At 66.2% G+C, this 25297-nt stretch carries 19 protein-coding genes; 3 read left to right on the top strand and 16 right to left on the bottom strand.

All coding sequences use genetic code 11. The annotated features are described in order from the left end of the window. Positions 1-8: 8 nt before the first annotated feature. A complete protein-coding gene (locus tag EKH81_RS18775) occupies positions 9-431 on the top strand; it encodes a DUF7346 family protein (RefSeq protein ID WP_132061486.1) in 423 nt (140 codons plus the stop codon). Here EKH81_RS18775 and rad50 read toward each other — a convergent pair. From rad50 to EKH81_RS18760, 3 genes are all read right to left on the bottom strand, one after another. Continuing rightward, on the bottom strand, positions 428-3094 hold the full coding sequence (gene rad50, locus EKH81_RS18770; protein WP_132061483.1) for a DNA double-strand break repair ATPase Rad50: 2667 nt from the start codon (positions 3092-3094) through the stop codon (positions 428-430). The genes EKH81_RS18775 and rad50 overlap by 4 nt on opposite strands. After that, positions 3091-4398 (bottom strand): DNA double-strand break repair protein Mre11, encoded by a 1308-nt coding sequence (gene mre11 / locus EKH81_RS18765; protein WP_132061480.1) that lies wholly within the window; start codon positions 4396-4398, stop codon positions 3091-3093. Before mre11 ends, rad50 begins: the two co-directional genes overlap by 4 nt. A 647-nt stretch (positions 4399-5045) precedes the next feature. Further along, positions 5046-5321 (bottom strand): MarR family transcriptional regulator, encoded by a 276-nt coding sequence (locus EKH81_RS18760; RefSeq protein ID WP_132061477.1) that lies wholly within the window; start codon positions 5319-5321, stop codon positions 5046-5048. Between the two features lie 159 nt (positions 5322-5480). On the opposite strand from EKH81_RS18760, the gene pan1 reads away from it, so the two are divergent. Beyond that, positions 5481-6695, top strand: coding sequence for a proteasome-activating nucleotidase Pan1 (gene pan1, locus EKH81_RS18755; protein ID WP_132061474.1), 1215 nt, complete (start codon positions 5481-5483; stop codon positions 6693-6695). A gap of 85 nt (positions 6696-6780) precedes the next feature. On the opposite strand, the gene EKH81_RS18750 is transcribed toward pan1, so the two are convergent. The 11 genes from EKH81_RS18750 to EKH81_RS18705 form a co-directional block, all read right to left on the bottom strand. After that, positions 6781-7467 (bottom strand): class I SAM-dependent methyltransferase, encoded by a 687-nt coding sequence (locus tag EKH81_RS18750; RefSeq protein WP_132061471.1) that lies wholly within the window; start codon positions 7465-7467, stop codon positions 6781-6783. 87 nt (positions 7468-7554) lie between these two features. Then, on the bottom strand, positions 7555-8376 hold the full coding sequence (locus tag EKH81_RS18745; RefSeq protein WP_132061468.1) for a lamin tail domain-containing protein: 822 nt from the start codon (positions 8374-8376) through the stop codon (positions 7555-7557). A 48-nt stretch (positions 8377-8424) separates the two neighbouring features. Then, complete coding sequence (locus EKH81_RS19505) at positions 8425-8562, bottom strand: hypothetical protein (protein WP_202935216.1); 138 nt, start codon at positions 8560-8562, stop codon at positions 8425-8427. A gap of 151 nt (positions 8563-8713) precedes the next feature. Then, positions 8714-13300: a glutamate synthase large subunit gene (gltB, locus tag EKH81_RS18740; RefSeq protein ID WP_132061465.1), complete on the bottom strand. Its 4587-nt coding sequence runs from the start codon at positions 13298-13300 to the stop codon at positions 8714-8716. A gap of 96 nt (positions 13301-13396) precedes the next feature. Continuing rightward, entirely contained in the window at positions 13397-14638 is a 1242-nt protein-coding gene (locus EKH81_RS18735; RefSeq protein WP_132061462.1) for an MFS transporter, read from the bottom strand. A gap of 67 nt (positions 14639-14705) precedes the next feature. Further along, positions 14706-15785, bottom strand: a complete 1080-nt coding sequence (locus EKH81_RS18730; RefSeq protein WP_132061459.1) for a 3-oxoacyl-[acyl-carrier-protein] synthase III C-terminal domain-containing protein — start codon at positions 15783-15785, stop codon at positions 14706-14708. Between the two features lie 391 nt (positions 15786-16176). Continuing rightward, positions 16177-17343, bottom strand: a complete 1167-nt coding sequence (locus tag EKH81_RS18725) for a branched-chain amino acid ABC transporter permease (RefSeq protein WP_202935218.1) — start codon at positions 17341-17343, stop codon at positions 16177-16179. 382 nt (positions 17344-17725) lie between these two features. Continuing rightward, a complete protein-coding gene (locus tag EKH81_RS18720; protein WP_132061456.1) occupies positions 17726-18736 on the bottom strand; it encodes a branched-chain amino acid ABC transporter permease in 1011 nt (336 codons plus the stop codon). Next, positions 18733-19431, bottom strand: a complete 699-nt coding sequence (locus tag EKH81_RS18715; RefSeq protein ID WP_132061453.1) for an ABC transporter ATP-binding protein — start codon at positions 19429-19431, stop codon at positions 18733-18735. Before EKH81_RS18715 ends, EKH81_RS18720 begins: the two co-directional genes overlap by 4 nt. A 391-nt stretch (positions 19432-19822) precedes the next feature. Then, on the bottom strand, positions 19823-20647 hold the full coding sequence (locus EKH81_RS18710; RefSeq protein ID WP_132061450.1) for an ABC transporter ATP-binding protein: 825 nt from the start codon (positions 20645-20647) through the stop codon (positions 19823-19825). 2 nt (positions 20648-20649) lie between these two features. Beyond that, positions 20650-22080, bottom strand: a complete 1431-nt coding sequence (locus tag EKH81_RS18705; protein ID WP_202935217.1) for an ABC transporter substrate-binding protein — start codon at positions 22078-22080, stop codon at positions 20650-20652. 140 nt (positions 22081-22220) lie between these two features. On the opposite strand from EKH81_RS18705, the gene EKH81_RS18700 reads away from it, so the two are divergent. Then, complete coding sequence (locus EKH81_RS18700) at positions 22221-23063, top strand: SDR family oxidoreductase (protein ID WP_132061444.1); 843 nt, start codon at positions 22221-22223, stop codon at positions 23061-23063. A gap of 3 nt (positions 23064-23066) precedes the next feature. Here EKH81_RS18700 and EKH81_RS18695 read toward each other — a convergent pair whose 3' ends face one another. Beyond that, the gene (locus EKH81_RS18695; RefSeq protein ID WP_238392264.1) at positions 23067-24218 is read right to left on the bottom strand and encodes an MFS transporter; all 1152 of its coding nucleotides are present in this window, start codon (positions 24216-24218) and stop codon (positions 23067-23069) included. Positions 24219-24462: 244 nt separating this feature from the next. Then, positions 24463-25164, bottom strand: a complete 702-nt coding sequence (locus EKH81_RS18690) for a helix-turn-helix domain-containing protein (RefSeq protein ID WP_132061438.1) — start codon at positions 25162-25164, stop codon at positions 24463-24465. Positions 25165-25297: the final 133 nt, after the last annotated feature.

Here is a 25297-nt window from a genome sequence, read left to right as displayed (position 1 = left end):
CTCCGACCATGCAAACGGTCCGCGACGAATCGGGCGATACCTATCTGCTCGTCAAGAAGTCCGGCGATTCGTGGAAGCTTCGCGACCCCGAGACCGGTGCGGAGACCTACCGCGATGCCGCCGACCTCGAACACGCGGAGGGCGAATCGCCACTGGCGACGACCGCGCGAGCGATTCCCGAACCCGTTCGGACGATTCTGAGCGCCGTCCACGACGACCGTGCGCTCGGCCTGCTGCTCGAACTCCACGAGCGCGGCCCCCACTCAGTCCGGTATCTCCTCGACGCCACCGACCTCTGCGAGAGCGACCTGCTCGGCGTCCTCACGGAGTTTCGCGCCGCCGGACTCGTCACGGAAGCCGACGTGATGGGCGAGCGCGGGTACGCGACGACCGATGAGGCCGACGAAGGCCTCGACGCGCTCCGAGATTAATCCGCGGCCTCCAACACCGCGTCCCGGCGCTCGACGGTCGAGCGGTTCGACACCGAATCCTTCTCGACCCACACCACGTCGTCGGCCGCCGCGACCAGTTCGTCGTCGTGGCTCACCACGATAATCTGCTCGACGCCGAGTTCGCGCATCGAACCGACCAACTCCACCAACTGCGAGACGTGGCCCGAGTCGAGGAACACGGTCGGTTCGTCGAGGATGAGCGGCGGGAGCGGCGCGCCGCCTTCGATGCCCTCCGCGAGCAATCGGTAGATGGCACACCGCAGGCTGAGATTGAACAGGGCGCGCTCGCCGCCCGAGAGCTGTTCGGGTTCGAGCGGTTCGCCGTCCTTCTGGTAAACCGTGAGTTCGTACTCGCCGTCGAGTTCGATGCGCGCGTACGAATCGTTCTGGTAGACGAGGTCGAACACCTCGTTCAGCATCTCCTCCAGGTGCTCGACGTTGCGCTGGCGAAGCTCCGCCCGGAGGTCGCCGTACATCTCCTGTAGCTCGACGGTTTCGGCGCGGAGCGATTCGAGCGCCGCCACGCGGTCGGCGAGGTCGTCGCGCCGGTCGCGGAGATTTTCGAGTTCGGCGATTTCCTTTTTCACGCCCCCGATTCGACCCTGCAGGTCGTCGCGCCGCTCTCGGAGTTCGTCGAGTTTGGCTTCGACCTGCTCCAAGTAGGTTTCGGCGCGCTCTTTGTCGTCGCGAGCCGATTCGACCTTTTGCTCGTCGTAGGTCTCCCGGAGGTCCGCGCGCCGGTCGCGCTTTTCGGTGAGGCGGTCCCGACGCTGGTCGTTCATCTCTTCGAGGTGAGCGCGCTTCTCTCGGTGGCGCTCCACGTCGTCCTCGGCGTCCTCGATTCGCTCGCGAACCGACCGAATCGCGTCGATTCGGTCGCGCTTTTCGTCCACGTCCTCGCGCTCGGCTTCGATTTCTTCGACTCGCTCGCGGTGGTCGTCGGCCTTCTCCCGAAGTCCCTCGGCGTCGTCGCGCTTCTCGGCGGCCTCGGTGTCGAGTTCGTCGGCCTCGTCGCGGAGCGACTCGGCCTCCTCGCGCTTCTCGGAGAGGGTCTCGCTTTTGGCTTCGACCAACTGCTCGACGTTCTCGCGATTCTCGCGGAGCGACTGAACTGTACGCTCGGCGTCGCGGAGACGCTTGCCGGTCTCGATTTCGCGCTCGACCTCCTCGCGGTCGTCTCGGACGACTTCGAGTTCGGCTTCGAGGTCTTCGACGCGCTCGCGGTCCTCGGCGAGCGAATCGACGTGGGGCGAGTCCTCGACCGCCTGCCCGCACTCGGGGCACTTTCCTTCTTCGAGGAGGGCTTCGGCTTCCTCGACGCTGTCACGGGCGCTCGTCAGTTCGGCGGTCAGTTCCTGCTCGCGCTCTCGCAGGGCGTTGCGCGTTTCGCTCCTGTCTTCGAGGTAGTCTTCCGCGTCGCCGAACTCGACCGGAGCGTCCTCGAACGTCGCTCGCTTCGCGTCGATGTCGTCGCCGAGTCCGTCGAGCTTCTCGCGGTACTCCGTGAGGTCGGCTTCGGCGTCGTCAGCCTCGGCTTCGAGTTCGTCGGCGCGCTCGCGCTTCTCGTCGGCCCGCGATTCGAAATCGTCAGCTTTCTCCCCGAGTTTGTCGGCCTGATTGCCGAACATTATCGCCTTCTTCTCAGCCTCCGCGAGGTCGTCGCCGAGGTCGCCATCTCTCGCGTCGAGTTCGTCGAGTCGGGCGTCGAGCGTCTCGGAGTCGGCCGAATCGAGGTCAGTTTCGGCGAGCAGGTCGCTCACCTCGGCTTCGAGGTCTTCGACCGTCTCGCGGAGTTCGCGCACGCGTTCGCCGTGTTCGGTGCGCTCCTGTTCGGTCTCGGCAATCTCTTTTTCGAGGGCCTCGATTTCCTCGGCGAGCGTTTCGAGTTCCTCGCGCTTCTCCTCGTAGGACTCCAGCACTTCGACGGCCTGCTCGCGAGTCTGCTCGGCGGTATCGCGGTTCCCTTCGAACTTCTCGATTTCGCCCTCGACTTCCTTACGGTCGGATTCGAGGTTGTTGAGGCGCGCGTGGAGGTTTTTGTCCTCTTTCTCCTCGATTTGGGACTCCAACTCCGAGAGGCTGCCACGCTTGTCGTCCAGCACGCTCTTGACCCCGAGGCGGGCGTCACTGGCGCGCTCGCGGTACTCCTCGAGCTTTCCGAGTTGGAGGAGGTCGTCTATCATGTCCTGGCGCTGGGCGGGGGTCGCGTTGATGAGTTTGTTGACCTCGCCCTGCCGGACGTACGCGCAGTTGACGAACGCCTCCGAGTCCATCCGGAACAGTCTCGCGATTTCGGCGCGCACGTCCTGGGCACCGTCCACGCTGTCGTCGGGCGTTTCGAGGACGCACTCGGCGGTCAGCGCGCGCTCGCCGGTCGCCCGAATCCGTCTTCGGATGTGGTACTCGCCGCCGTCGTGGGAGAACCAGAGTTCGATTTCGGCGTCCTCCGCGCCGATGGTCACCACGTCGTCCAAGGTCCGGTCGAGCGCGTTCGCGCCGTAGAGTGCGAAGAAGCAGGCTTCGAGGAGCGACGACTTTCCGCTCCCGTTCAGGCCGTGGATGACGGTCACGCCCGAATCGAGTCGGAGGTCGGCGTCGGCGTAGCACTTGAAATTCTGGAGACGGACGCGGTCGAACTTCACAGGTACTCACCCATCGAACTCTGCCCGTCGTTTTCGGCGTCTGTCGCCGGAGATTCAGGCGGGGTCGCGGTCGTCTCGTCCGGTGGGGTCTCCGGTGGTGCGTCCGACTCCGGTGGTTCACCCGACTCCGCGGACGAGTCCGCGGAGTCGACGTCGGAGACGGATTCGTCGGCATCGTCCGACCCGGACTCGAACGCCCCGAGGTCGTCGTCGTCCATCAGGGCGTTCACACGGTTGTGGACCGATTCGCGGACGTTCGTGTCGGCGACTTTGCTCGCCCGAACCGTCTCGTCGATGTCGCGGGCGGCCTCGCTGAGTCCGAGGTCGCGCACGCGCTCGCGGACCGCGTCGTCGGGGTCGGCGAACGACACCTCGACCTCTTCGTCGCGGTCGTCCGCGAGTTCGCGCCGGTCCACGACGCGGGCGACGAGCGCGCCTTCCTCCAGCGCGAACTCCTCGACCAGCGCGGGCGTGACGCCCTCGCCGTCGCCGTCGATTTCGACGACGGCGACCGCGTCTTCGAGGTCGCGCTCGCGGACGGCCTCGCGCACGCGGTCGATGCCCTCGTCCTCGCCGAGGTCCACCGAGACGAACGCGAAGTCCCGGGTCGCGTCGAGACCTCGCCGGGTGATGGCGACCTCGCCGTCGAACTCCACGATGTTGTAGCCGCGGTCCTCGCGCTCGGCGGTGCTACACCGCTCGGTCGAACCGCAGTACGTGACCCACGTGTCTGCGACCTCCCTCGTGTCGGGCTTGTGGTTGTCGCCGAGCAGGAACGCGTCGAAATCGACGTTCGATTCGGTCAGGACTTCCTCGGCGTCCCAGTCGCCGATGTCGAACGGTTCGAACAGGCCGTGGCCCACGAGCGCGGCGTGGTTCTGGTCGTGGTCTGTGAACTCGTACTCTAAATCATCGCGCTTGGACTTCGGGACGTGGTCGAGACCGTAGAACGCGGTTTCGCCCACGATTTCGGGGGAATCTCCGAGTCGCGTGGCGAGACCGAGCATCTCGAACAGGTCGAGCCACTGGCGGCCGCGGGTGCCCTCGTGGTTGCCGACGATGGCGAGGAACGGCACGTCTGCGTCCCGGAGCTTTCGAAGCACCTCGATGGTCCCGTGGAGGGCTTGGAGGTCGGGCCGACGGTCGTGGAACAGGTCGCCAGCGTGAATCACGGCGTCCACGTCCTCGGCGATGGCGTCGTCGATTACCTGCTCGAACGCCCTGAGAAAGTCGGCCCGGCGCTCGGCGGAGTGGTACTGGCGATACCCCAAGTGGGTGTCGCCCGTGTGTATCACCCGTGTCATTGGGGCGAGGTTTGCGTCGGGGGCCTAAAGACGTTGCGTGGTTTGCTTGATGCTGGTGTTCTCGCAAACGGTGTGGTGTCGATGGTTCCCCGAACTGGCATACGAGAGATTGGCCCCGTCTTCGTTTATAACTGTGCGGTCGGACGGAAGTGAGTCAGAGGGGATTCGAATTTCCGAATTCCACGTCGGCGCGCGCTGGCGCACCCCTCGTGGGTGCGCCCATGCGTGCGAGGGATGAGGACCGCAGGAGAGAGCGACCGAAGGGAGCGATTGACGAGGACCGCAGTCGGTTGGGGAGGGTGTGGTTGCGGTTTCATAGGTGACGTGCGAGCAGGACGCTCTAACGGTCAGAATAGATTGAGTGCGAAAAGTAAACGACACAGAAGCGTCCTGCTCGCACGTCACAAATGGGGACCGCACCGCAACCGCGAGGGCCACAGCCTCCCCAACCGATTGCGCGTCTCAGTCGTCGCTCCGCTCCTCCCTGCGATGCTCATCCCTCGCGCGTCTCGGCGCGACCATGCAAGGTCGCGCCAGCACGCGCCGGGGTGGAACAGTCCCCCTTTCAGCCGAAGGTGGAACAGTCACTCTTTCAGCCGAAGTATTCGGAAAGAGACGAAAGGAAATCCAGTTGTCGTCGAGTCCGCCTACTCCAGATTCAGCGAGTAGAGCCGCTTCCGTGCGTCCGAGAACGAGAAGCGCGAGTCCACCAGTCCCTCCTCGTCGAGTCGGTTCAGCGCGTACCGGACCGTCCGGTCGGGCAGCAGCGACTCGTCGGCGATTTGGCTCTGGGTCAGGGTGTCGTTGTACTCCAGCACTTTCGCGACGAGCTTCGCGCTCGGCGGCAGGTCGCGGATGGCTTCGGTCGCGTTCTCCCCGGTCAGACGGCTTTTTTCGGGTCGCGCGGTTTCTGAGGTACTCATGTACCAACACCTTCCGGATACAGGGTAATAATATTTCCTCTTTAGATATATTACTATAGGGTATCCTACCGGTCGTCCGACCAGCCGTGCTATTGGTGTCTGGGACACCTGTCAAACCCACCCGAAGCCTCATAAGACACAGGCCCCTAGGCAGGCGTAATGACCGATACCGTGGAAGACGTGGACCTCCCCTACGACGAGGAGAGCGCGTCCCAGCAGGACAAAATCGAGGCGTTGCAGGAACGGCTCGAAGTCCTCGAATCCCAGAACGAGGAGATGCGCGACAAGCTTCTGGATGCGAACGCGGAGAACAACAAGTACCAGCAGAAACTCGAACGGCTCACCCACGAGAACAAGAAGCTCAAGCAGTCGCCGCTGTTCGTCGCCACCGTCCAGGAGATGACCGACGAGGGCGTCATCATCAAACAGCACGGCAACAACCAAGAGGCGGTCACGGAAGTGACCGACGAGATGCGCGAGGAACTCGACCCCGACAGCAGGGTGGCAGTCAACAACTCCCTCTCTATCGTCAAGACCCTCGACAACGAGACCGACGTGCGGGCCCGCGTCATGCAGGTCGAGGAGAGCCCCGAAGTCACCTACGAGGACATCGGCGGTCTCGAAGAGCAGATGCAGGAGGTCCGCGAGACGGTCGAAATGCCCCTCGAAAACCCCGACATGTTCGGCGAGGTCGGCATCGACCCGCCGAGCGGCGTGCTGCTCTACGGCCCGCCCGGCACCGGGAAGACGATGCTGGCGAAAGCGGTCGCGAACCAGACCGACGCCACCTTCATCAAGATGGCTGGCTCCGAGTTGGTCCACAAATTCATCGGCGAGGGCGCGAAACTCGTCCGCGACCTGTTCGAGGTCGCCCGCCAGCACGAACCCGCCGTGCTGTTCATCGACGAAATCGACGCCATCGCGGCCAAGCGCACCGACTCGAAGACCTCCGGCGACGCCGAAGTCCAGCGCACGATGATGCAACTCCTCTCGGAGATGGACGGCTTCGAGGACCGCGGCGAGATTCGCATCATCGCGGCCACGAACCGCTTCGACATGCTCGACCGTGCCATCCTCCGGCCCGGCCGCTTCGACCGTCTCATCGAAGTCCCCAAGCCCAACCTCGAAGGCCGCGAGAGAATCTACCAGATTCACACGCGCAACATGAACGTCGCCGACGACGTTGACTTCGCGAAGCTCGCCAAGGAGTCCGAGGAGGCGTCCGGCGCGGACATCAAGGCGGTCTGCACCGAGGCGGGGATGTTCGCCATCCGCGACGACCGCACCGAAATCACGATGACGGACTTCGAGGACGCCAAGACGAAAATCGACTCCGAGGACGAGGACGAGGAAATCTCGAAGACGTTCGCGTAGTCGGTTCGCTGACTGGCCGTTTTCGTCGTCGCTTCTCCGCTTCTCGGCCGTTTTCGTCGTTTATCTCCCTAAAAGAGCGACGGCGCTACGTCGGTCGGAACGCCCGGAGCGTGTCGCGTTTGAGCGACTCGGAACCGATTTCGGTGAATCCGCGCTCGGTGAAGACGCGGTGCCAGTCCCGGTAGTAGAGCGGGAAGTCGTCGTTGACGTAGTTCACGTCGGGGTCGTCGTCGGTTTCGGCGTCGGTTTCGGTGTCTCCCTCTCTGCGGTCTGTTTCGGTGTCTCCCTCTCTGCGGTCTGTTTCGGTGTCTCCCTCGCCGCCTTCGTTCTCCACCGTGACGAGCACGTCGTCGGTGATTCGGGTCAGCTCGTCGAACACCCACTCGTGGTCGGGATGGAGGTGCTGGAGCGTCTCGACGGAGAACACCGCGTCGAAGCGGTCGTCGTCGAAGTCGGCGACGACGTTCTCGATGGCATCGGCGTAGAACGTCCCGGAGTCGGCCAGGTCGGGGTAGGCGTCTTCCATCACGTCGAACGCGTCGTCGTTGATTTCGATGCCGTGGAGGTTCTCGTACCCGTGGTCCTGGAGGTGCGCGAGGTGACGCCCCGAACTACACCCGAGTTCGAGGACGGCCGGGTCTGACGACACCGCCGAGTCGATTCGTGCGCGAATCGACTCGCTCGCCTCGTTCGGGCCGTAGTGGGCGTAGTAGTCCGGGGAGTACTCTCCCGACCGATTCGCCCAGCGTTCGAGAACGTCGGTAGAATCCATCTGTACCGGGTCGGTCGCTGGCCGTAAAACCCCACCGGACTCTCGACGGCAGGGCGGCGGTATCGAGGGCGACTCGAAACCCCTCGGTCAGTAGGACTCGCGAATCACTCGCGTTCCGTCGCGATTCCGAACCGTCAGCACGTCGCCCGTGTTCTTCCAGACGGCCCGCGGCGACCCCCAGTGGAGGTCCCGGTCGGTGTCGGGTCCCGACCCGGTGCGGAGCGTCACCGCCCGATTCGGTTCGAGGACGAACTCGTCGGGGAACTCGTAGGTCTCGCCGTCGGCGTTCTCGACGGTCCATCCGGCCAGCGCCAGTGGCTCGTCGCCGTCGTTCCGGAAGACGAGATACTCGTCGTTTCTGTTCCAGTGGTCGTACCCGCCTGCGTCCTCGTGGATTTCGTCCACGACGAGACCGACGGTCAGTTTCGTCGCCGGTCTCGGCTCCGAGTCTAACACCCCGTCGGGCACTCCCTCGGCGGTCGAACCGCGAGCGGGGTCGGTCTCCGAGTCGTCGTCCGAGCCCTGCTCGCTCCCCGATTCGGAGTCTGTCGGAACCGGCTCCGTCGCGACCGCGACCACGGACGCGTCCCCGCCGACCGGGTCCGCGACGCCGGTCTCCTCGCGGCGGACGAACCGATAGAAGCGACTCTGCTCGCCGTTTCGATTCGTCTCCTTGTATCGGAACGCGAGACTCGCTTCGCCGAGCGTCTCGAAGAAGGCGTCCCACGCGACCGGTTCGAAGTCCTCGTCGGATTCCGCGTCGGGAAAGTCGATGCCGAGCGCGCGACGGTCGGCGTCGCTCTCGGTTTCTCGACCGGCGGTTGGCGTCGCGTTTCGTCGTTCGACCCACTCTCTGATGGTGTCGTGGTCGGTCGTGGTTCTCGTCGCCCACGATGGCTGTGCTGTCATTCTCCCACCCGATTCGCACGCCGACGCCGCGCGGCTTAGCTATTCTGACTACCCGAGCGCGACGAAGACGCCGTACGGAACCAGAAACAGCGCCACGAACATCGCGACCAGAATCGCGGCGTATCCGGCGAACGTCCCGAGCGCGGTCCACCACGAGGGGTGGTCGAAATCGGCGGGCAGATTCATACTCGATGCGTAGCGCGCGCGACTCTTAACTGTTTTCAGGTGCCGGGTCTCGACGCAGACGACTCACCGACTGCGTCGCTCCTGAGCGATATTCGTCCGAGATTTCATCGTCTTCTACGCGGATCTAGCCGGAGAAGTACAGCCGACAGTATCAGTCCGCCCCGCTCCGAACGGCCCGCGCTCCCTCCTTGCGCTCGCCCGCCTTCGGCGGGAGTGCGGCCCGAACGTCGTCTCGGCCGTCCTCGACGACCGCGCGCTCGTAGGCCTCGGGCATGACTTTCACGAACTGCGCGCTCGCAGTGTCCCAGTTCGCGAGCAGTTCGGCGGCCCGGTCGCTTCCGGTGTAGGCGACGTGATTCTCGACCAGTCTCCGGAGGACGCGCTCGTCGCGCTCCGAGAGGTCGGTTTCGAGGCGCACCATGCCGGTGTTGGCCTTCTCGGCGAAGCCGCCGACCCCGAGGGCTTCACCGTCTTCGTCTCGTTGCTCCCCCGGAGCAACGCCGTCGAAGACGTACGCCACGCCGCCGGACATCCCCGCCGCGAAGTTCTTGCCCGTGTCGCCGAGAACTGCGACGACGCCGCCGGTCATGTACTCACAGCCGTGGTCGCCGACGCCCTCCACGACGGCTTTGACGCCGGAGTTCCTGACCCCGAATCGCTCGCCGGCCATCCCGTTGACGTACACCTCGCCGCCGGTCGCGCCGTAGAGCGCGACGTTGCCGACCACGACGTTCTCGGCGGGGTCGTAGCCCGCGTCGGCGGGCGTGGCGACCGCGATGCGCCCGCCCGAGAGACCCTTGCCGAGGTAGTCGTTGGCCGCGCCAGCGAGGTGGAGGTCCACGCCCGACTGGAGGAACGCCCCGAAACTCTGGCCCGCAGTGCCGGTGAGCGAGCAGGAGATAGTGCCGTCCGGAAGCCCCGCTTCGCCGTGGACGTCCGAGATTCTCCCCGAGAGCATCGCGCCGACGGCGCGATGCTCGTTGGTGATGGAGGCGTCGAATTCCACGGGGACGCCCGATTCGATGGCGTCCGCGGCCGCGTCGAGCAGGTCGCGGTCGAAGTGGTCCGCGACTTCGTGGGTCTGTTCACGGGTCTTAGTTCTACCTCCTGTTCCGGGGTCGGCGAGGACCGCCGAGAGGTCGAGACCGCGGGCCTTCGGGTGGTCGGTGTCGCGCTGTTCGAGACACTCGACGCGACCCACCATCTCCTCGACGGTCCGGAAGCCGAGTTCGGCCATGATGTCGCGGAGTTCGGCCGCGATGAACGTCATGTAGTTGACGACGTGGTCGGGTTCGCCGGGGAACCGCGCCCGGAGGTCGTCGCGCTGAGTCGCGATGCCGACCGGGCAGGTGTTCTCGTGGCACTGGCGGGCCATCACGCACCCCGAGGTCACGAGGCTCGCGGTGCCGAAGGAGAACTCCTCCGCGCCGAGCAGGGCCGCAATCGCCACGTCGCGGCCGGTCTTGAGACCGCCGTCTACCGCGACTTTGATTCGCGACCGGAGACCGGTCTGCCGGAGCATCTGATTGGCTTCGGCGAGGCCGAGTTCCCACGGCAGCCCCGCGTGCTTGATGGAGGTCCGGGGACTCGCGCCCGTCCCTCCGGAGTGGCCCGAGATGTGGACCACGTCGGCGTTGGCCTTCGCCACGCCCGCCGCGATGGTGCCGATTCCGGCCTCCGAGACCAGTTTGACGTTGATGTCGGCGTCCTCGTTGGCGGCCTTGAGGTCGTGAATCAACTGCTTCAGGTCCTCGATGGAGTAGATGTCGTGCTGGGGCGGCGGCGAGATGAGGCCCACGCCGGGTGTGGCGTACCTGACGTGCGCAATCATCTCGTTGACTTTCTTTCCCGGCAGGTGGCCGCCCTCGCCGGGCTTAGACCCCTGTGCCATCTTTATCTGGAGTTCGTCGGCGCTGGCGAGGTACGCGCTCGTGACGCCGAACCGGCCGGACGCGACCTGCTTGACGTTGCACTCGCGCTCGGTGCCGAACCGTTCGGGGGGTTCGCCGCCCTCGCCGGTGTTGGATTTCGCGCCCAAGCGGTTCATCGCAATCGCGTTGTTCTCGTGGGCTTCGGGCGACAGCGACCCGAGGCTCATCGCGGCCGTCGAGAACCGCTCGGCGATGTCGCCGACCGACTCGACTTCCTCGACCGGAATCGGTTCGCGACCAGACGAATCGAAGTCGAGCAGTCCGCGAAGCGTCTGGAGTTGCTCGTTCTGGTCGTTGATTTGGGTCGCGAAATCGCGGTACTCATCGGCGTCGTCCGCCCGAACCGCGCGCTGGAGGGTACTGACGGTCTGAGGGTTCCACTGGTGGTGAAGCCCGTTCGACCGGTGTTCGAACTCTCCCTGCCGGTCGAGTTCGGGGTCGTCGCCGAACCCGACCTCGTGGCGCGCCCGGAGGTCGGCCTCGATTTCGTCGATGCCGATGCCCTCGGTTCGGTTCTCGGTGCCCTCGAAGTACTCGGCGACGAAGTCCGAGTCGAGACCGACCGCCTCGAAAATCTGGGCACCTCGGTAGCTCTCGACCGTCGAGATGCCCATCTTCGCCATCGTCTTCTGAAGGCCGTCTTCGAGTGCGCCGACGTAGGCGTCGATGGCGTCGGCCTCCTCCGCGCCGTCCGGTCCCGCCACGAGGTCGGCGATGCTCTCGAACGCGAGAGAGGGATTCACCGCGCCCGCGCCGTAGCCGACGAGGCACGCGAGGTGGTGGACCGTCCGGGGGTCGCCCGACTCCACGACGAGTCCGGCGTGGGTCCGCAGGCCCTCGCGGACGAGGTGGTGGTGGACCGCGCCCGTCGCGAGCAGGCTCGGAACCGCGAGCCGACGTTCGCCCATCTCGCGGTCCGAGAGGACGACGATTTCCGCGCCGTCTTCGACGGCTTCGCGGGTCTCGCGCCGGACGCGCTCGACCGCCGATTCGAGGTCGGTCTCGGGGTCGTAAGTCAGGTCAACGGTCGTGGTCGGGAGTTCGCAGTCTTTCACGGCCGCGGTCTCGGCGTCCGAGAGGACTGGCGAATCGAGGACTAACTGGCGGGCGTGGTCGGGCGACTCCGCGAGCAGATTCCGCTGGCGACCGAGTCGGGATTCGAGGCTGGTCACGCAGTCCTCCCGGAGGTAGTCGATGGGCGGGTTCGACACCTGCGCGAACAGTTGCTTGAAGTACGAGAACAGCGGCCGGTCGAACTCCGAGAGGACCGCGAGCGGCGTGTCGTCGCCCATCGACCCCACGGGGTCCTTGCCCGCCTCGGCCATCGGGCCGAGCAGATTGTCGAGTTCGTCGTGGGTGTAGCCGAACGCGACCTGCCGAGCGCGGAGCGACTCGGACGCGTCCGAGTCGCTCCGCTGGGCGGTGTCGTCGGGCGCGTCGAGTTCGTCCGTCGGGCCGAGTTCGACCTGTTCTGCTTCGACCCACTCGCCGTACTGCTCGTCGGTCAGGTCCTCGAACACCTCCGAGTCGGGTACGACGCGGCCCTCATCGAGGTCGGCCAGAAACAGTTGACCGGGTTCGAGGCGACCGCGCTCGACGATTTCGTCCTCCGACACGTCGAGCGCCCCGGCCTCGCTCGCCATCACGAGGCGGTCGTCGGCGGTCACGTCGTACCGGCAGGGCCGAAGCCCGTTCCGGTCGAGAACCGCGCCAATTCGGTCGCCGTCGGTCGCGGCCACGAGCGCGGGGCCGTCCCACGGTTCGACCAGCGAGGCGTGGTAGTCGTAGAAGTCGCGGCGGGCGCTCGCCATCCGGTCGTCGTCGCGCCACGCTTCGGGCACGAGCATCCGGAGCGCGTGAGGGAGGTCCCGGCCCCCCTGAAGCAGGAGTTCGAGCGTGTCGTCCACGGCGGCGGTGTCGCTCCCCTCGGGGTCGGTCACGACGGGCGTCACGCGCTCGGCGTCGAATTTGTCGGTGTGGAGGTCGCGCTCTCGGGCGCGCATCCAGTTGATGTTCCCCCGAATCGTGTTGAACTCGCCGTTGTGGACGATGTTCCGGAACGGGTGGGCGAGATGCCACGCGCCGAGCGTGTTGGTCGAGAATCTGGCGTGGACCATCGCGAACCGGGTTTCGACCCGGGAATCGCCGAGGTCGGGGAAATAGCTCGAAAGCTGTTCGCCCTTCAGCAGGCCCTTGTAGACGACCGTCTCGCGGTCGAGCGAGCAGACGTAGAACTCGGGACCGTTCGCGGCCACGTCGCTCTCCTCGACCGCCTGCTCCAGCGCGCGCCGGGCGACGTAGAGTCGGCGGTCGAACGTCTCGGGGTCGAGGCCGTCGGCCCGGACGAAGCACTGCCGGACGACGGGCTCCGAATCCAGCGCGGTCTGTCCGAGGTCCGAACTGTCGGTCGGCACGTCGCGCCAGTGGAACAGGTCGAGACCCGACTCGGCGAGTACGTCCTCGGCGAGCGATTCGAGAGTCGCGCGAGCGTCGGCGTCCTGCGGGAGAAAGACGGTGCCGACCGCGTACTCGTCGGGGTCGGGGAGCGAGACGGGGAGTTCGGAAGTGAAGAAGTCGTGGGGCGTTTCGAGGACGACGCCCGCGCCGTCGCCGGTGTTCTCCTCGGCACCGGTCGTGCCGCGGTGTTCGAGATTTTCGAGGAGTTCGAGTCCGTCCGCGAGTACGTCGTGGCCCCCCTCGCCGCCCAAATCCGCGACGACGCCGACGCCGCAGTTCGAGCGAGCGTCGTCCGGGTCCGCGAGAAGGGATTGGTCTCCGGTATCTGACGGGCGTGGATGCTGGCACATGCGTAGCACGTGCGCGGTCTGCGTTAAGAGCCTACCCCTGAATGAATAAGGGCGTATTAATGCCCAATAAGGCACCTTATATTGTCTGGATGGATATTACCAGTGCGTGAGCGCGGCCCTGCCGTGGGTCCGGAGGAGGATGCCCAAGAAGGTGAACACGCCGGTGAACGCGGCGGCCGCGCCGACGAAGAACACCCACTCCATCCCGACGCCCATCAGGACGCCACCGAGCATCGGCGCGACGACGCTCCCCGGTCGCCACACCAGTTCCCGGATGCCGAAACTCGATGCGACGCCGCCCTCCTCGGTGCCTTCGTCGGCGAACAGCGCCATGCTCGCTGGCTCGCGGAGGCTGTCGGCGACTCCGAGGAGGGCGTTGCACGCGAGCAGCGGGAGGAACGCCGCCGAGAGCGCGCCGACCACGGGAAAGGTCGCGGGTGCGCCCACGACCCGGCCGATTTCGGGCGAGAACGGCACCGCGAGCGCGACGAGACCGTAGCACGCGCCGCCGACGAACACGAACAGCGACCGCCCGGCGCTGTCCGAAAGTCTCCCGGTGAACGGCTGAAACAGCATGTTGGTCAGCTTCTCGGACGTGATGACGACCGCGACCGCGAGCGGCGCGTACTCCAGTCCGCCCCTCGCGGCGGTGACGCCCGCGTAAATCGGGACCCACGTCCGGACGAGGGTGACGGCGACCGCGTACTGGGCGCGAAAGCTGGTGAGCGTGAGGAGTTTGCGGTTGAACGCGAGGTCCTTGAAGGGGTTGCCCGGAACCCGGGTCTCGTCGGCGTCGATGAACCACCAGACGCCGACGAGCGCGGGCAGGAGGAGACCGACGAGGACCGCGTACACGCCCTCGAAGCCGTAGAGTTCGTAGAGGCTCCCCGCGCCGAGGCTCCCGAGGATGCCCGCCGCGAACCGCGCGGCGTTGGCCTTCCCGATGGCGGTGGCGCGGGTGCCCTTGGGTGCGAGTTCGCCGATGAGCGCGAGCGACATCAGGCCCGTGCCGGTCACGACCGCGCCCTGAAGCCCGCGCATCAGCACGAACTGCAGACTCGACGCCACCAGCGCGAACGCGACGTAGACCCCGACCGCGAGCGCGAGACACGCCGCGAGGACGAGTCGCTTGTCGCCGCGGTCGCCCGCCCACGCGAGCGGAATCACCGCGGCGGTCTGGGCGAGGGTGTACGCCGTCGTGTAGAGACCGACCATCAGCCCCGACGCCTCGAAGATGTTGACGTACGTCGGGAGGAGCGTCAACAGCGTGACGAAGCCGAATCCGCTCGCGAACCGGGTGAGATACAGCGCGTAGAACTGCAGTTTGTCCTCGTTCACACGAACTCTCGCTCACGGCGACGGAAAAGCAGTTTCGAAACGAATCAACTCATTCGTCCCGCCGCGACTACCCGCGCCACTCCAGCACGGTCGCGGCCCACGTGTAGCCGGTCCCGGCCGCGAGGAAGCAGAGCACGTCGCCCGACTCGACCAGTCCGCGGTCGAGACCTTCCTCCAGCGCGAGAATCTGGTCCACGCTCTGGACGTGGCCGTACTCGTCGAGGTAGTAGCTCTCTGCGTCGAGTTCGTCGGTCAGCAGGTCGTGAAACGACCGCTTCATGTGGGTCAGCGCCACGAAGTCGAGGTCGGCGCGGTCGTACCCCGACCGCGCCAACGCGTCGTCGGCCACGTCGAGGAAGTTCGGGAGGCTCACGTCCGCGAGTCGCTCCTTCATCCCCTCGGGGTCGGGCACGTCGAGCGCGTGGAGTCCCGCCTCGACCGTCGCGTGGCTGGCGGGGTTTCGGGACCCGCCCGCGGCCATTACCACGTCCTCCGAGAAACTCCCGTCCGTCACCGCGGCGCTCTCGCGGACGGTCGCACGCGTGCGACCGTCCGCGGGGTCGGCCCCTCGCGGGCCTTGCCCGCTCGGATTTTCCGTTGGGCGAGACCCAACGCTTTCTAAGACCATCGCGCACGCGCCGCTCCCGAAGTTGAACATGAACGACGAGTCTTCGTTTCCGTAGTCTACGAGGTCTTCCTCCCTGCTCGCCGAGACGAGCAGCGCCGTCTCGGGCGCGTCGGCGAGCAGTTGGGATTTGGCCTGCCGGATGGCGAGCGGCGCGCCCGCACACAGCGCGTAGCTCTCGACCGCGAAGGCGTCGTCGGCACCGATTCGCTCGGCGACGTTGGCCGCGGCGCTCCAGACGACGAAGTCCTTGTACTCCGACCCGTGGTACAGCACGAGGTCCACGTCCTCGGGGTCGCGGTCGGCGTCCGAGAGCGCCTTTCTCGCGGCTTTCACGCACATGTCGGTCGCGTGGTCTGCGTCGGCAGAGCAGACTCGTTTCTCGCGCACGCCCATCTTCTCCACGACGACCTCCTCGGGAATCCCGCTTTCCGCGGCGATTTCCTCGCCGGTGACGATTTCGTCGGGCACGTAGGTCCCGAAGCCAGTGAGACCGACTTCTGGCGTGTTCGTCTCAGTCACGTTTTCCTCCGTTTGGGGAGTGGCCGAAGATGGTGTTTCGATAGCCCTACGTTTCGACTAACGAAATCAGGAACAGCCAGAAAGCCCCCGCCCGATTCGAATTGAGGTATACGGAGTGAACGAGACGTAGAAAGCCCCCGCCCGGTCGCGGTCGTTGCGCGACATATCTGGACCTCTCCGCACCGCCCGGTCCAGATAGTGGCCGCGCAAGCGACCACGGGCCTGCGGCCCGCGACCGGGCGGCCCCTTTCAGTCCCACCCGATGTAGTTTGTCTCACCCGTGGGTTCGTGGTGGATTGGTCAGCCCGTTGTTTCCTAGTGGATTGTCTCACCGAGCTTGGGGTCCGGTGCCTCAGCCGAGCGACGGATTCTCTGATTCGATTCTCGTCGCTCATCGGTTCTCACCCCAGATTCGGTCGGCCACGGCCTTGCCGATGGGGCCGCCGACCCTGTCTCGGACCGTCCCGAGCAGGCCGTTCGGCACGAACAGGACGAACAGGACGAACAGCACGCCGATGTAGAGTTCGGCGTGGCCGTTCAGGAACGTGTCGATGGCCTCCTGGACCGTCAGGCCGTTGAATATCTCTATCGAGAGCGTCCCCTCGCCGAGGTGGTCCCGGAGGTACGGGAGCAGGCCGCCGCCCTCGCCGCGCTTCGAGAGGAACTCGGTGATAGTCTCGTCGAACAGCCAGCCGTACAGCGGTCCCGCGAGCGTGGCGAACCCACCGATGATGGACGCGAGCAGGGCGTCACCGGTCACGAGGAAGTAGAATGTCTCCTCGGGCGACACCGACCGCTGGAACCCCGCGAACAGGCCGCCAGCGATTGCGGCGAAGAACGCGCTGACCGCGAACGCGCCGAGTTTGTACCAGAAGGTGTTGTACCCGACCGCCTCGGCGCGCTCTTCGTTCTCGCGGATGGCGATTAGCACGCGACCGAACGGTGAGTGGATGATGCGCTGCATGACGAAGTAGCAGACCAGCACCACGAGACCCACCATGTAGTACGACACCTCGGCTGTGCTGAAGTTGAGGACGCCGAGGAAGCCCTCGACGCTGTCGCCCGCGAGCTGGCCGATGGCGAGGTTGAGCGAATCGACGCCCGGCACGCCGATGCTGAACGGGTCGGTGCGTTCGAGCACCGCCGGACCGTCGCGGGGGTTCGACCCCACGAAGTCCCAGTCGCGCACGAACACGTACAACACCTGTGAGAAGCCGAGCGTAATCATCGCGAAGTAGACGCCCGACAGGCGGAACGACACCGCACCGATGAGGAGCGCGAGGACGACAGCGACGAGTCCCGCCAGCACGAGCAGCGCGACGAACGACGTGTTCGGGCCGAGCGCGGGCACTTTGCCGTTCGACGCGAGGACGACGAAGTACGCGCCAGCGCCGTAGAATGCGGCGTGGCCGAAGGATAGGTAGCCCGTGTAGCCCGAGATGAAGTCGAACGACATGGCGAACAGGCCGAAGTAGAACACCACGACCATCGTCTCGACTCTCGGCAGGAGCGTCTCCATCTCCGCGCCGAGCGGCGACCCCAGAAGCACCGAGTAGATGCCGGGGTACGCCGCGAAGAAGGCGATGACCGCGACGTGAGCCAGATGGTCGCGGAGGTACCGGACCGGCCACGAGGTCGCGGTTCCCGGGTCGAAGTCGCGCTCGTCGATTTCGGTCTGCGTCTCGTCGGTCGGGTCGGTTTCGGTCGATGCGGCGGTGTTCGGGTCGGTTTCGGTCGATGCGGCGGTGTTCGGGTCGGTTTCGGTCGATGCGGCGGTGTTCGGGTCGGTTTCGGTCGATGCGGCGGTGTTCGGGTCGGTTTCGGTCGCTCCACCGTCGGCCGTTCCGCCGTCGGTCGCTTGTTCGTCGGTTCGGTCGGCGTCAGTCGAATCCGCGTCGGCCGATTCGGCGTCGGCCGAATCGGCGTCCGGGCTATCGGAGCTAATGGCCGCCCACCTCCTCGACGCCGAACAGTCCCTGCGGTTTGAGTATCAGCATTATCACGAGGATGAGGAAGATTGTCATCTCGGGGAGTCCGGTGAACTCCACGACGTTCTGGAACCACCACGTCATCACCGCGTCGGTCATCCCGACGATGACCGCCGCGACCACGGTGCCCCGGAAGGTGCCGAGGCCGCCGATGATGACGACCACGAACGCCGGGAGCAGGGTGTCCGCGGCGAGCGGCACGCTCGCGGCCCACGAGGCGTCCCACATCAGCAGGGTGCCCGCCGCGCCCGCGACGCCCGCGCCGAGCGCGAACACCACGGTGAACACCCGGCGCACGTCTATGCCGAGCGCCTCGGTCATCTCGGCGTCCTCGCTCCCGGCCCGGATTATCAGGCCGTAGCGCGTCCGGGTGAGGAACGCCCAGAGACCGACAACCGTGGCCGCGCCGAACGCGATTTCGAACAGGTCGAGTCCGGGCACCGACACCAGTCCGAGGTCCACCGACGAGTCGAGGAATCCCGGCTTGGTGGCGAGCGCGGCCTGCCAGTCGCTCGTCGGTTGCATGCCGTAGAACAGCACGGCGATTCGCACCAGTTCGTCCAACACGAGCGTCAGCCCGAAGGTGAGCAGAATCTGGTACACCGGCGGGCGGTCGTAGAGACGCCTGATGAGTCCGACCTCCACGACGCCACCGATGCCCGCGAGCACGGCGAACGTCACCGCGAGCGCGACGAAGAACGCGAGCAGTCGCGCGCCCGGCCCGGACGCCTGCCCGACCATCAGCACCATGAGCAGGCCGCCGAGATACGCGCCTATCATCGTCATCGAGCCGTGCGCGAAGTTGAGCACGCCCATCAGTCCGAAGATGAGCGTCAGCCCGCTGGCTATCATCACGTACAGCGCGGCCTTCGAGAGGCCGTCCACGAACACCGACGCGAGGTTGCTCGGCTGAAGGAACTCCCCGAGCGAGCCGAGGAAGCCCGCGAGAACGACTTCTATCATGCCGAGAGATACCTCCTGAGTCGCTCGTCGTCCGCAGATGTCTCGTCGGCGTTCCCTTCGTCCACGACCTGCCCGTTGTCCAGCACGTAGAATCGGTCAGCGAGGTCGAGCGCCAGCGGGAGATTCTGCTCGACCAGCAGGAGCGTCGTGTCGTCGGCCGCCGCCGCCAGCGCCTCGGCGACTCGCTCCACGATGAGCGGCGCGAGGCCCTCGCTCGGTTCGTCCACCAGCAGGAGGTCGTTGTCCCCGACCAGTCCGCGCGAGAGCGCGAGCATCTGCTGTTGGCCGCCCGAGAGATTTCCAGCGTCTCGGTCACGGTGGTCCCGGAGGTCGGGGAACGTCTCGAACGCGCGTTCGACCGCCGACTCGACGTTTCGGCCCTCGGGGACCGCGACCCGGACGTTCTCCTCGACCGAGAGCTGTGAGAAGATACGCCGTCCTTCGGGAATCCAGCCGACGCCCTTTTCGGCGATTTCGTGCGTCTCGCGCCCGGTCACGTCCTCGCCGCGGTAGCGGACCCGACCTTCGCGGGGCGGCGTGAGTTGGAGAATCGTCCGGAGCGTGGTCGTCTTCCCCACGCCGTTCCGGCCGATGAGCGCGACGACTTCGCCCGCCTCGACTTCGAACGAGACGCCTTCGAGAATGTGGCTCTCGCCGTAGTACGTGTGGGCGTCTTCGACTTCGAGTAGTGTCATCTCTCTACCTCTCTGAAATGTTTGTCGTCATTGGTTCTGTCACAAAAAATTCCGTAACGGAGTCCTCGAAAGCCCCCGCCCGGTCGCTTCGAATCGTAACCGTGTGAGCATTCGAAGTGATGAAGTCCTCGAAAGCCCCCGCCCGGTCGCGGTCGCTCTGCGGGATATTCTCGCGCCTCTCCGCAACGCCTGGCGCGAGAATAGTTGCCCGCAGAGACGACCACGGGCCTGCGGCCCGCGACCGGGCGGCCCCTTTCAGTCCCACCCTCGGTGGTCTGTGTCACCGTCCGTTTCCCGGTGGTCTGTGTCACCGTCCGTTTCCCGGTGGATTGCGTCACCGGCAGTTTCCCGGTGGTCTGTGTCACCGAGCGCGAACCGCAAGCGGTCGCGGTCACGCCGCACCCTCCTCGGGGTCGGTCCCGGTGCTTTGGGTCTCGGCCTCGTCGCTTTTGGCGTCGAGGCTCCCGGCCTCGTAGCCACCGAGGTACGCCTCCTGCACCGTCGGGTCGCCTCGAACGTCCTCTGGCGGGCCATCCGCGATGACCGCGCCCTGATTCAGGACCACGATTCGGTCCGAGACGTTCATCACGATGTCCATGTTGTGTTCCACGAGCAGGACCGCGTGGTCGGTCGCCACGTCCTCGATGAGGTCGATGATTCGGCCGACGCTCTCGGACGAAACTCCGGCGTTGGGTTCGTCGAGCAGAAGCACGTCGGGGTCGCCAGCGAGCGCGATACCGACTTCGAGTTGGCGCTTCGCGCCGTGGCTCAGATTCTCGGCGGTGGTGTCGGCCTGCTCGGCGAGACCCACCCGGTCGAGGATGGCGCGGGCCTCCTCGATGTGGGCGTCGAAGGCTCCGGCGTTTCGCCAGACCTTCGCGCCGTCTGCGCTCGCGGCCTGAGCCGCGACTCGGACGTTCTCCAGCACCGTGCTGGTCGGGAAGACGTTCGTAATCTGGTACGACCGGTGCAGTCCGAGGCTCGCGGTCTCGTCGGGCACGGCGTCGGTCACGTCGAGCCAGCCGCCGTCGTCCCGAATCTCGATGGTTCCCCGCGTGGGGGTCAGGACGCCGGTCAGCAGGTCGAAGAACGTCGTCTTGCCCGCGCCGTTCGGTCCGATGAGCGAGCAGAGTTCCCCGTCTTCGAGTTCGAAATCTACGCTATCGACGGCGGTGAGGCCGCCGAACTCCTTCGTCAGTCCAGCAGTCCGCAACATGCCTACAGCGAGCAACCCATTTGGTCGCTGTCTTGCGGAATGGTGGTCTCGTCCTCGCCGATAGTCGAGAGGGGTTCGCCGGGCATCACCGCGGCGTCCCAACTGTCGGCCCACTCGTCGGAGGTCGGCACGAGGTCGGCGACGGTCATCGCCGACCGAGCCTGATTGTTGTACTCCTGGAACGTGTAGCCGTCCTCGCCCTTGGGCGTGGCGCTGACGGTCATTCCGCGGAGTCCCTCGGCGATGTCGCGGCCGTCGGTCGAACCGGTCTCCTCGACGGCTTGGGCGATGGCCGACGCCGCGGTGAACGACCCCGACGTGAACAGGTCGGGGACCACGCCGTACGTGCTGGTGTACGTCTCGACGAACTCGCTGTTGATGTCGTTGTCGTACTGATTCCAGTGGTAGCGGGTGGTGAGCGGGCCGACCTTGGCTTCCGAAATCTTCTCCTCGGTCAGGTCGCCGAGCGCCTTTTCGAGCGTCTGGCCCACCACGCTGTTGGTGATTTGGGTCGCGAGACCGCCGAACACCCGGTAGTCGTAGTCGCCGTTGAGGAACGACGTGAACAGGTTCGGGAGCGTGGCGACCGTGAAACCGCCGACGATGCCCTCCGCGCCCGCCTCCTGTGCGTTGTCGAGCAGGCCCTCCCACTCGGAGTAGCCCTGCGGGACGAACTTCTCGTCGAGAATCTCGACGCCCTCGTCTTCGAGGACCTGCTTGTAGTTGCTGACGACCGCCCGGCCGAACGAGTAATCCGCGCCGAACAGGTACACCGAACTCACGTCGGTCTCGTTGGCGACGTACTTCCCGCCAGAGCGGGCGTCCATCGCGGTGTTCTCGCTCGCGCGGAACACCAGATTGTTGCAGGTCTCGGAGCTAGTGGTGATGTCGGCCGACGCCGCGGGCGCGACCATGTACGGCACCTGCGCCTGCGTGACGACCGTGTTGATGACGCGGTTGGCCGCGCCGGAAGACGCGCACCCCACGAGCATGTCCACCTCCTCGTTCTGGACGAGGTCGGTCGCGAGCGACTGGGCCTGGTCGGCCGCGAACCCGGTGTCGCGGACGATGAGTTCGTACTCCACGTCGCCGACCGAGACGGTGTGTGTGCCGGTGCTCGCGCTCTCGATGGGGTCGGTTCCGGCCTTGTACGCGAGTCCGGAGTAGAACCCCCAGAGGCTCTGCTCGCCGTAGTAACTCAGGTCCCCCGAAGTCGGCTGGAGGACGCCGATTTTGACTGTCCCCGAAGTCTCCGCCTGTGTCGTCGTCTGTGCCGTCGTTTCTGTCATGCCCGAATCGGTCTCCGTCGTCGCGTCGTCGCCGGTCGTCGTGTCCTGTGCGCCCTCGTCGCCGCCCATGCATCCCGCGAGTCCCGCCGCGCCGGTCGCGCCGAGCGCGGTGAGCCATCGTCGTCGGGAAACGGTTTCATCCACCATAACAGATTGAAATCATGCGTCCTATCCGGCAAGTACTGCGGGGTTAACATGTGAACAAACCACTCGCGTTGTACGCACGGGTGAGCGATTCACACATTAACCCCCGGTTTTTCACCGGTCCGGCCGAATCGTCGGGCATGACCGATGAACTCTCCGCCCCGGAGCTATCGATGGACGACGCGCTCGTCGTCGAGGACGACCGATTCGCGCCCGAAAACGTCTGTCTCGTGACGGGCGCGGCCTCGGGCATCGGCCGCGCGACTGCGCTCGTGATGGCCGCCAACGGCCTGACCGTGGTCGGAACCGACGTGGACGATGACGGCCTCGACGCCACCGCCGAAAAGGCGGACGACCTCGGCGTCGAAGGCCGGGTCGAGACGGTCGCGGGCGACCTCCGCGAGGACGTGCCCGAAATCGTCGATTCGGCCGCCGAGTACGGCGACATCGCCTTCCTCGCCAACGTCGCGGGGATGCAACACATCGACCCGATAGAGGAGTTTCCGATGGACGCCTACGACGCGATGCAGGACGTGATGGTCCGCGCTCCGGTCGAACTGACGAAACACTGTCTGCCGCGCATGCGCGAGAACGGCTTCGGCTGTGTCGGTAACATGGCGTCGGTTCACGGCCATTACACCACCGCCGACAAGGTCGCGTACAACGTCGCGAAGTTCGGACTCAGGGGACTCACCCAGTCCATCGCGGCCGAAGGCGAGGGGGACGTACGCGCCTTCTCGGTCAGCACGGGCTACGTGAAGACGCCGCTCGTGACCGACCAGATTCCGGACACCGCCGAACAGCGCGGCATCTCGGTCCGAGAGGTGGTCGAGGACGTGATGCTCGGTCAGTCCCGAACCAAGGAGATGATGACGCCCGCGGAGGTCGGAAATCTGTTCGCGTTCGGCTTCTCGAAGCACGCCAGCCACCTCAACGGCGGCGACCTGCGATTCGACGGCGGGATGACGCTGACCTACGAGTAGGGGTTATTCGGCGCGTGAAACCTCGCGCCGGACGCCCCACAGCAGGACCGCGCCACACGCTGAAAGCGCCGCGAGCGCGGCCCACCCGACGCCGTATCCGACGGTATCCGCGAGAAAGCCGACCGCTGGCGGGGCGAACAGCCCCCCGACGTTGATTGCCGTCTGCCCGGCCGCGGTCGCGGCTCCCACGTCTTCCGTGCCGACCAAATCGCCCATGCAGGAGTAGTAGACGCCGGTCGTTCCGAGCACGGTGAGACCGAGCGCGCCGAACACGACCGCGGCCGACACGAGCGTCGTCGCACCGACCGCGAGGACGGCGAACAGCACTGCCGCGCTCGCGAGCTGTACGAACGAGACCGTCGCCGCGCCGGTCGCGCCGCCGAGTCGGTCGGCGAGCGACCCGGCCCCGACTCGGCCCGCGCTTCCGGTCGCCTGGGTCACCGCGAGGACGACGCCGCCGGCGGCCGCCGTCGCGCCGACCACGTCGGCCACGTAGAGGATGACGTAGCCGAGCATCGAGAAGATGGTCGCCCCGACGAACAGTCCGGCCCCGACCAGCAGGAGGTACGCCCGGTCGCGGGCCAGTCCCGCGAGGTCCGGGAATCGTAGCTCGCCCGACCCGCCGGTCCCCGTGTAGACGGCTCCGAAGGCGACCGCGTAGCCTCCCGCGACGACCGCGATGACCCAGAAGCCCATCTGCCACGTGAGGACGGCGGCGACGCCCGTGACGACTAGCGAGGCCGCGCCGCTCCCGGCGGTGACGCCCACCTGCTTCACGCCCATCGCGAGGTTCTCCCGGCCCCGGGGCGCGGACGCGAGGATTCCCTTGTTCGAGGCTGGCATCGCGGCGGCGTAGGCACCGCCGAGCAGGACGCTCGCGCCTAACAGGACGGCGTAGGTCGGCGCGAGCGAGACGCCGACGGTCGCGGCCGCGAGCGCGAACAGGCTGACGACCATCGCGCGGCGCTCGCCGAAGCCGTCGATGGCCGCGCCGCTCGGAAAGAGGTTCAGGGTGTAGCCCAACAGCGCCGCGGTCAGGAACACCCCGACGAGGGTTCGGGAAAGCTCGAAGTCGTCGCGGACGAACGCGGTCGCGGCGAAGATGCTGTAGTAGCACAGGCTCGCGGCGGTCTGCCACCCGGCGATGACGAACACCGACCGCCAACTCCGACCCACGCGAGTCAGCCCCCGATGGCGCGGCGTTTCGTTGCGCGGGCTGTACCGCCGTCCCCGTCGAGACCGACTGTTCTCGGACCCATTCTGTGTGGATGTGGCGGCGTGGCTCGCCGATAAAGCTTGGTACAGCGACAATCTACGGGACGGCGACGGGCCGCCCATTGCGATGAACCGCCACAAACCGCGACGGGCCGCGCCGTCGGCGCGGCCCGTCGCCGAGCGGCTACTCCAACTCCTCCAGCGCCTCGATGACCCGCTGAATCATCTTCTGCTGGCCGCGCCGGAGGTTCTTCGACACCGCGGGCTTCGAGACGTCGAACTCGTCGGCGAGGTTGCCGAGAGTCGCACCCCGGGGACTCTCGAAGTAGCCGTCCGACACCGCGGTTTCGAGGGTCTCGCGCTCGACCTCCGAGAGGTCGCGACACCCCTCGATGAGCGTCATCGCCGCGCCCGCGTTCTGAACGAAGTCCTGCATCTCGGGGAGTTCGGTGTTGTCGCGGTCGAGCACGTCGAACTCGTTGTCGCGTTCGAGTTCCGAGAGCGTGGTGTCGGCGGCCGTCACGCCGTCGAAGCCGACGTGCCACACCTCGCTCCCGTCCTCGATGTGGAACGGTCCGGTGATGTAGCCGCCGTTGTCGCGAATGGTCGCCATCGCGTCGGTCTCGGCGATGACCGTCCGGATGTGAGCGACGTTCCCCCGCCGGGTCAGCAGGCCGTAGTCGTACATGTTCTCGTGGTCCCGGAGCGTCGAGAGACCCGCAGACAGCGCCTCTCGGTCGTCGGCCTCGACGACCATCCGGGTCTCCAGTCGGCGCTCGACCCGGTCGAAGTCCCACTGGATGGCCGAGAATCCCACCCCGTGGTCGTCGGTAGTGGCGATGAAGGGGCAGTCGTACTGCTCCATGTCCAGGGTCGTGTCTATCATCGCTCTTCCCTTGCTATTGAACCCCATACGGCAGCCAAGATATAAGAGTTTCCTTCGTACACGTCGCTACCTGTCCGAAGTCGCGGAGTAGATTTCCGTCGCCGAAACCGCTTTCCGGCGCGTGGCCCAACGT

Source organism: Halorussus amylolyticus, assembly GCF_004143485.2.
GTDB lineage: Archaea > Halobacteriota > Halobacteria > Halobacteriales > Haladaptataceae > Halorussus > Halorussus amylolyticus.
The sequence above is the reverse complement of the archived record's forward strand: the minus strand, read 5'-3'. Positions and strand labels throughout refer to the sequence as shown.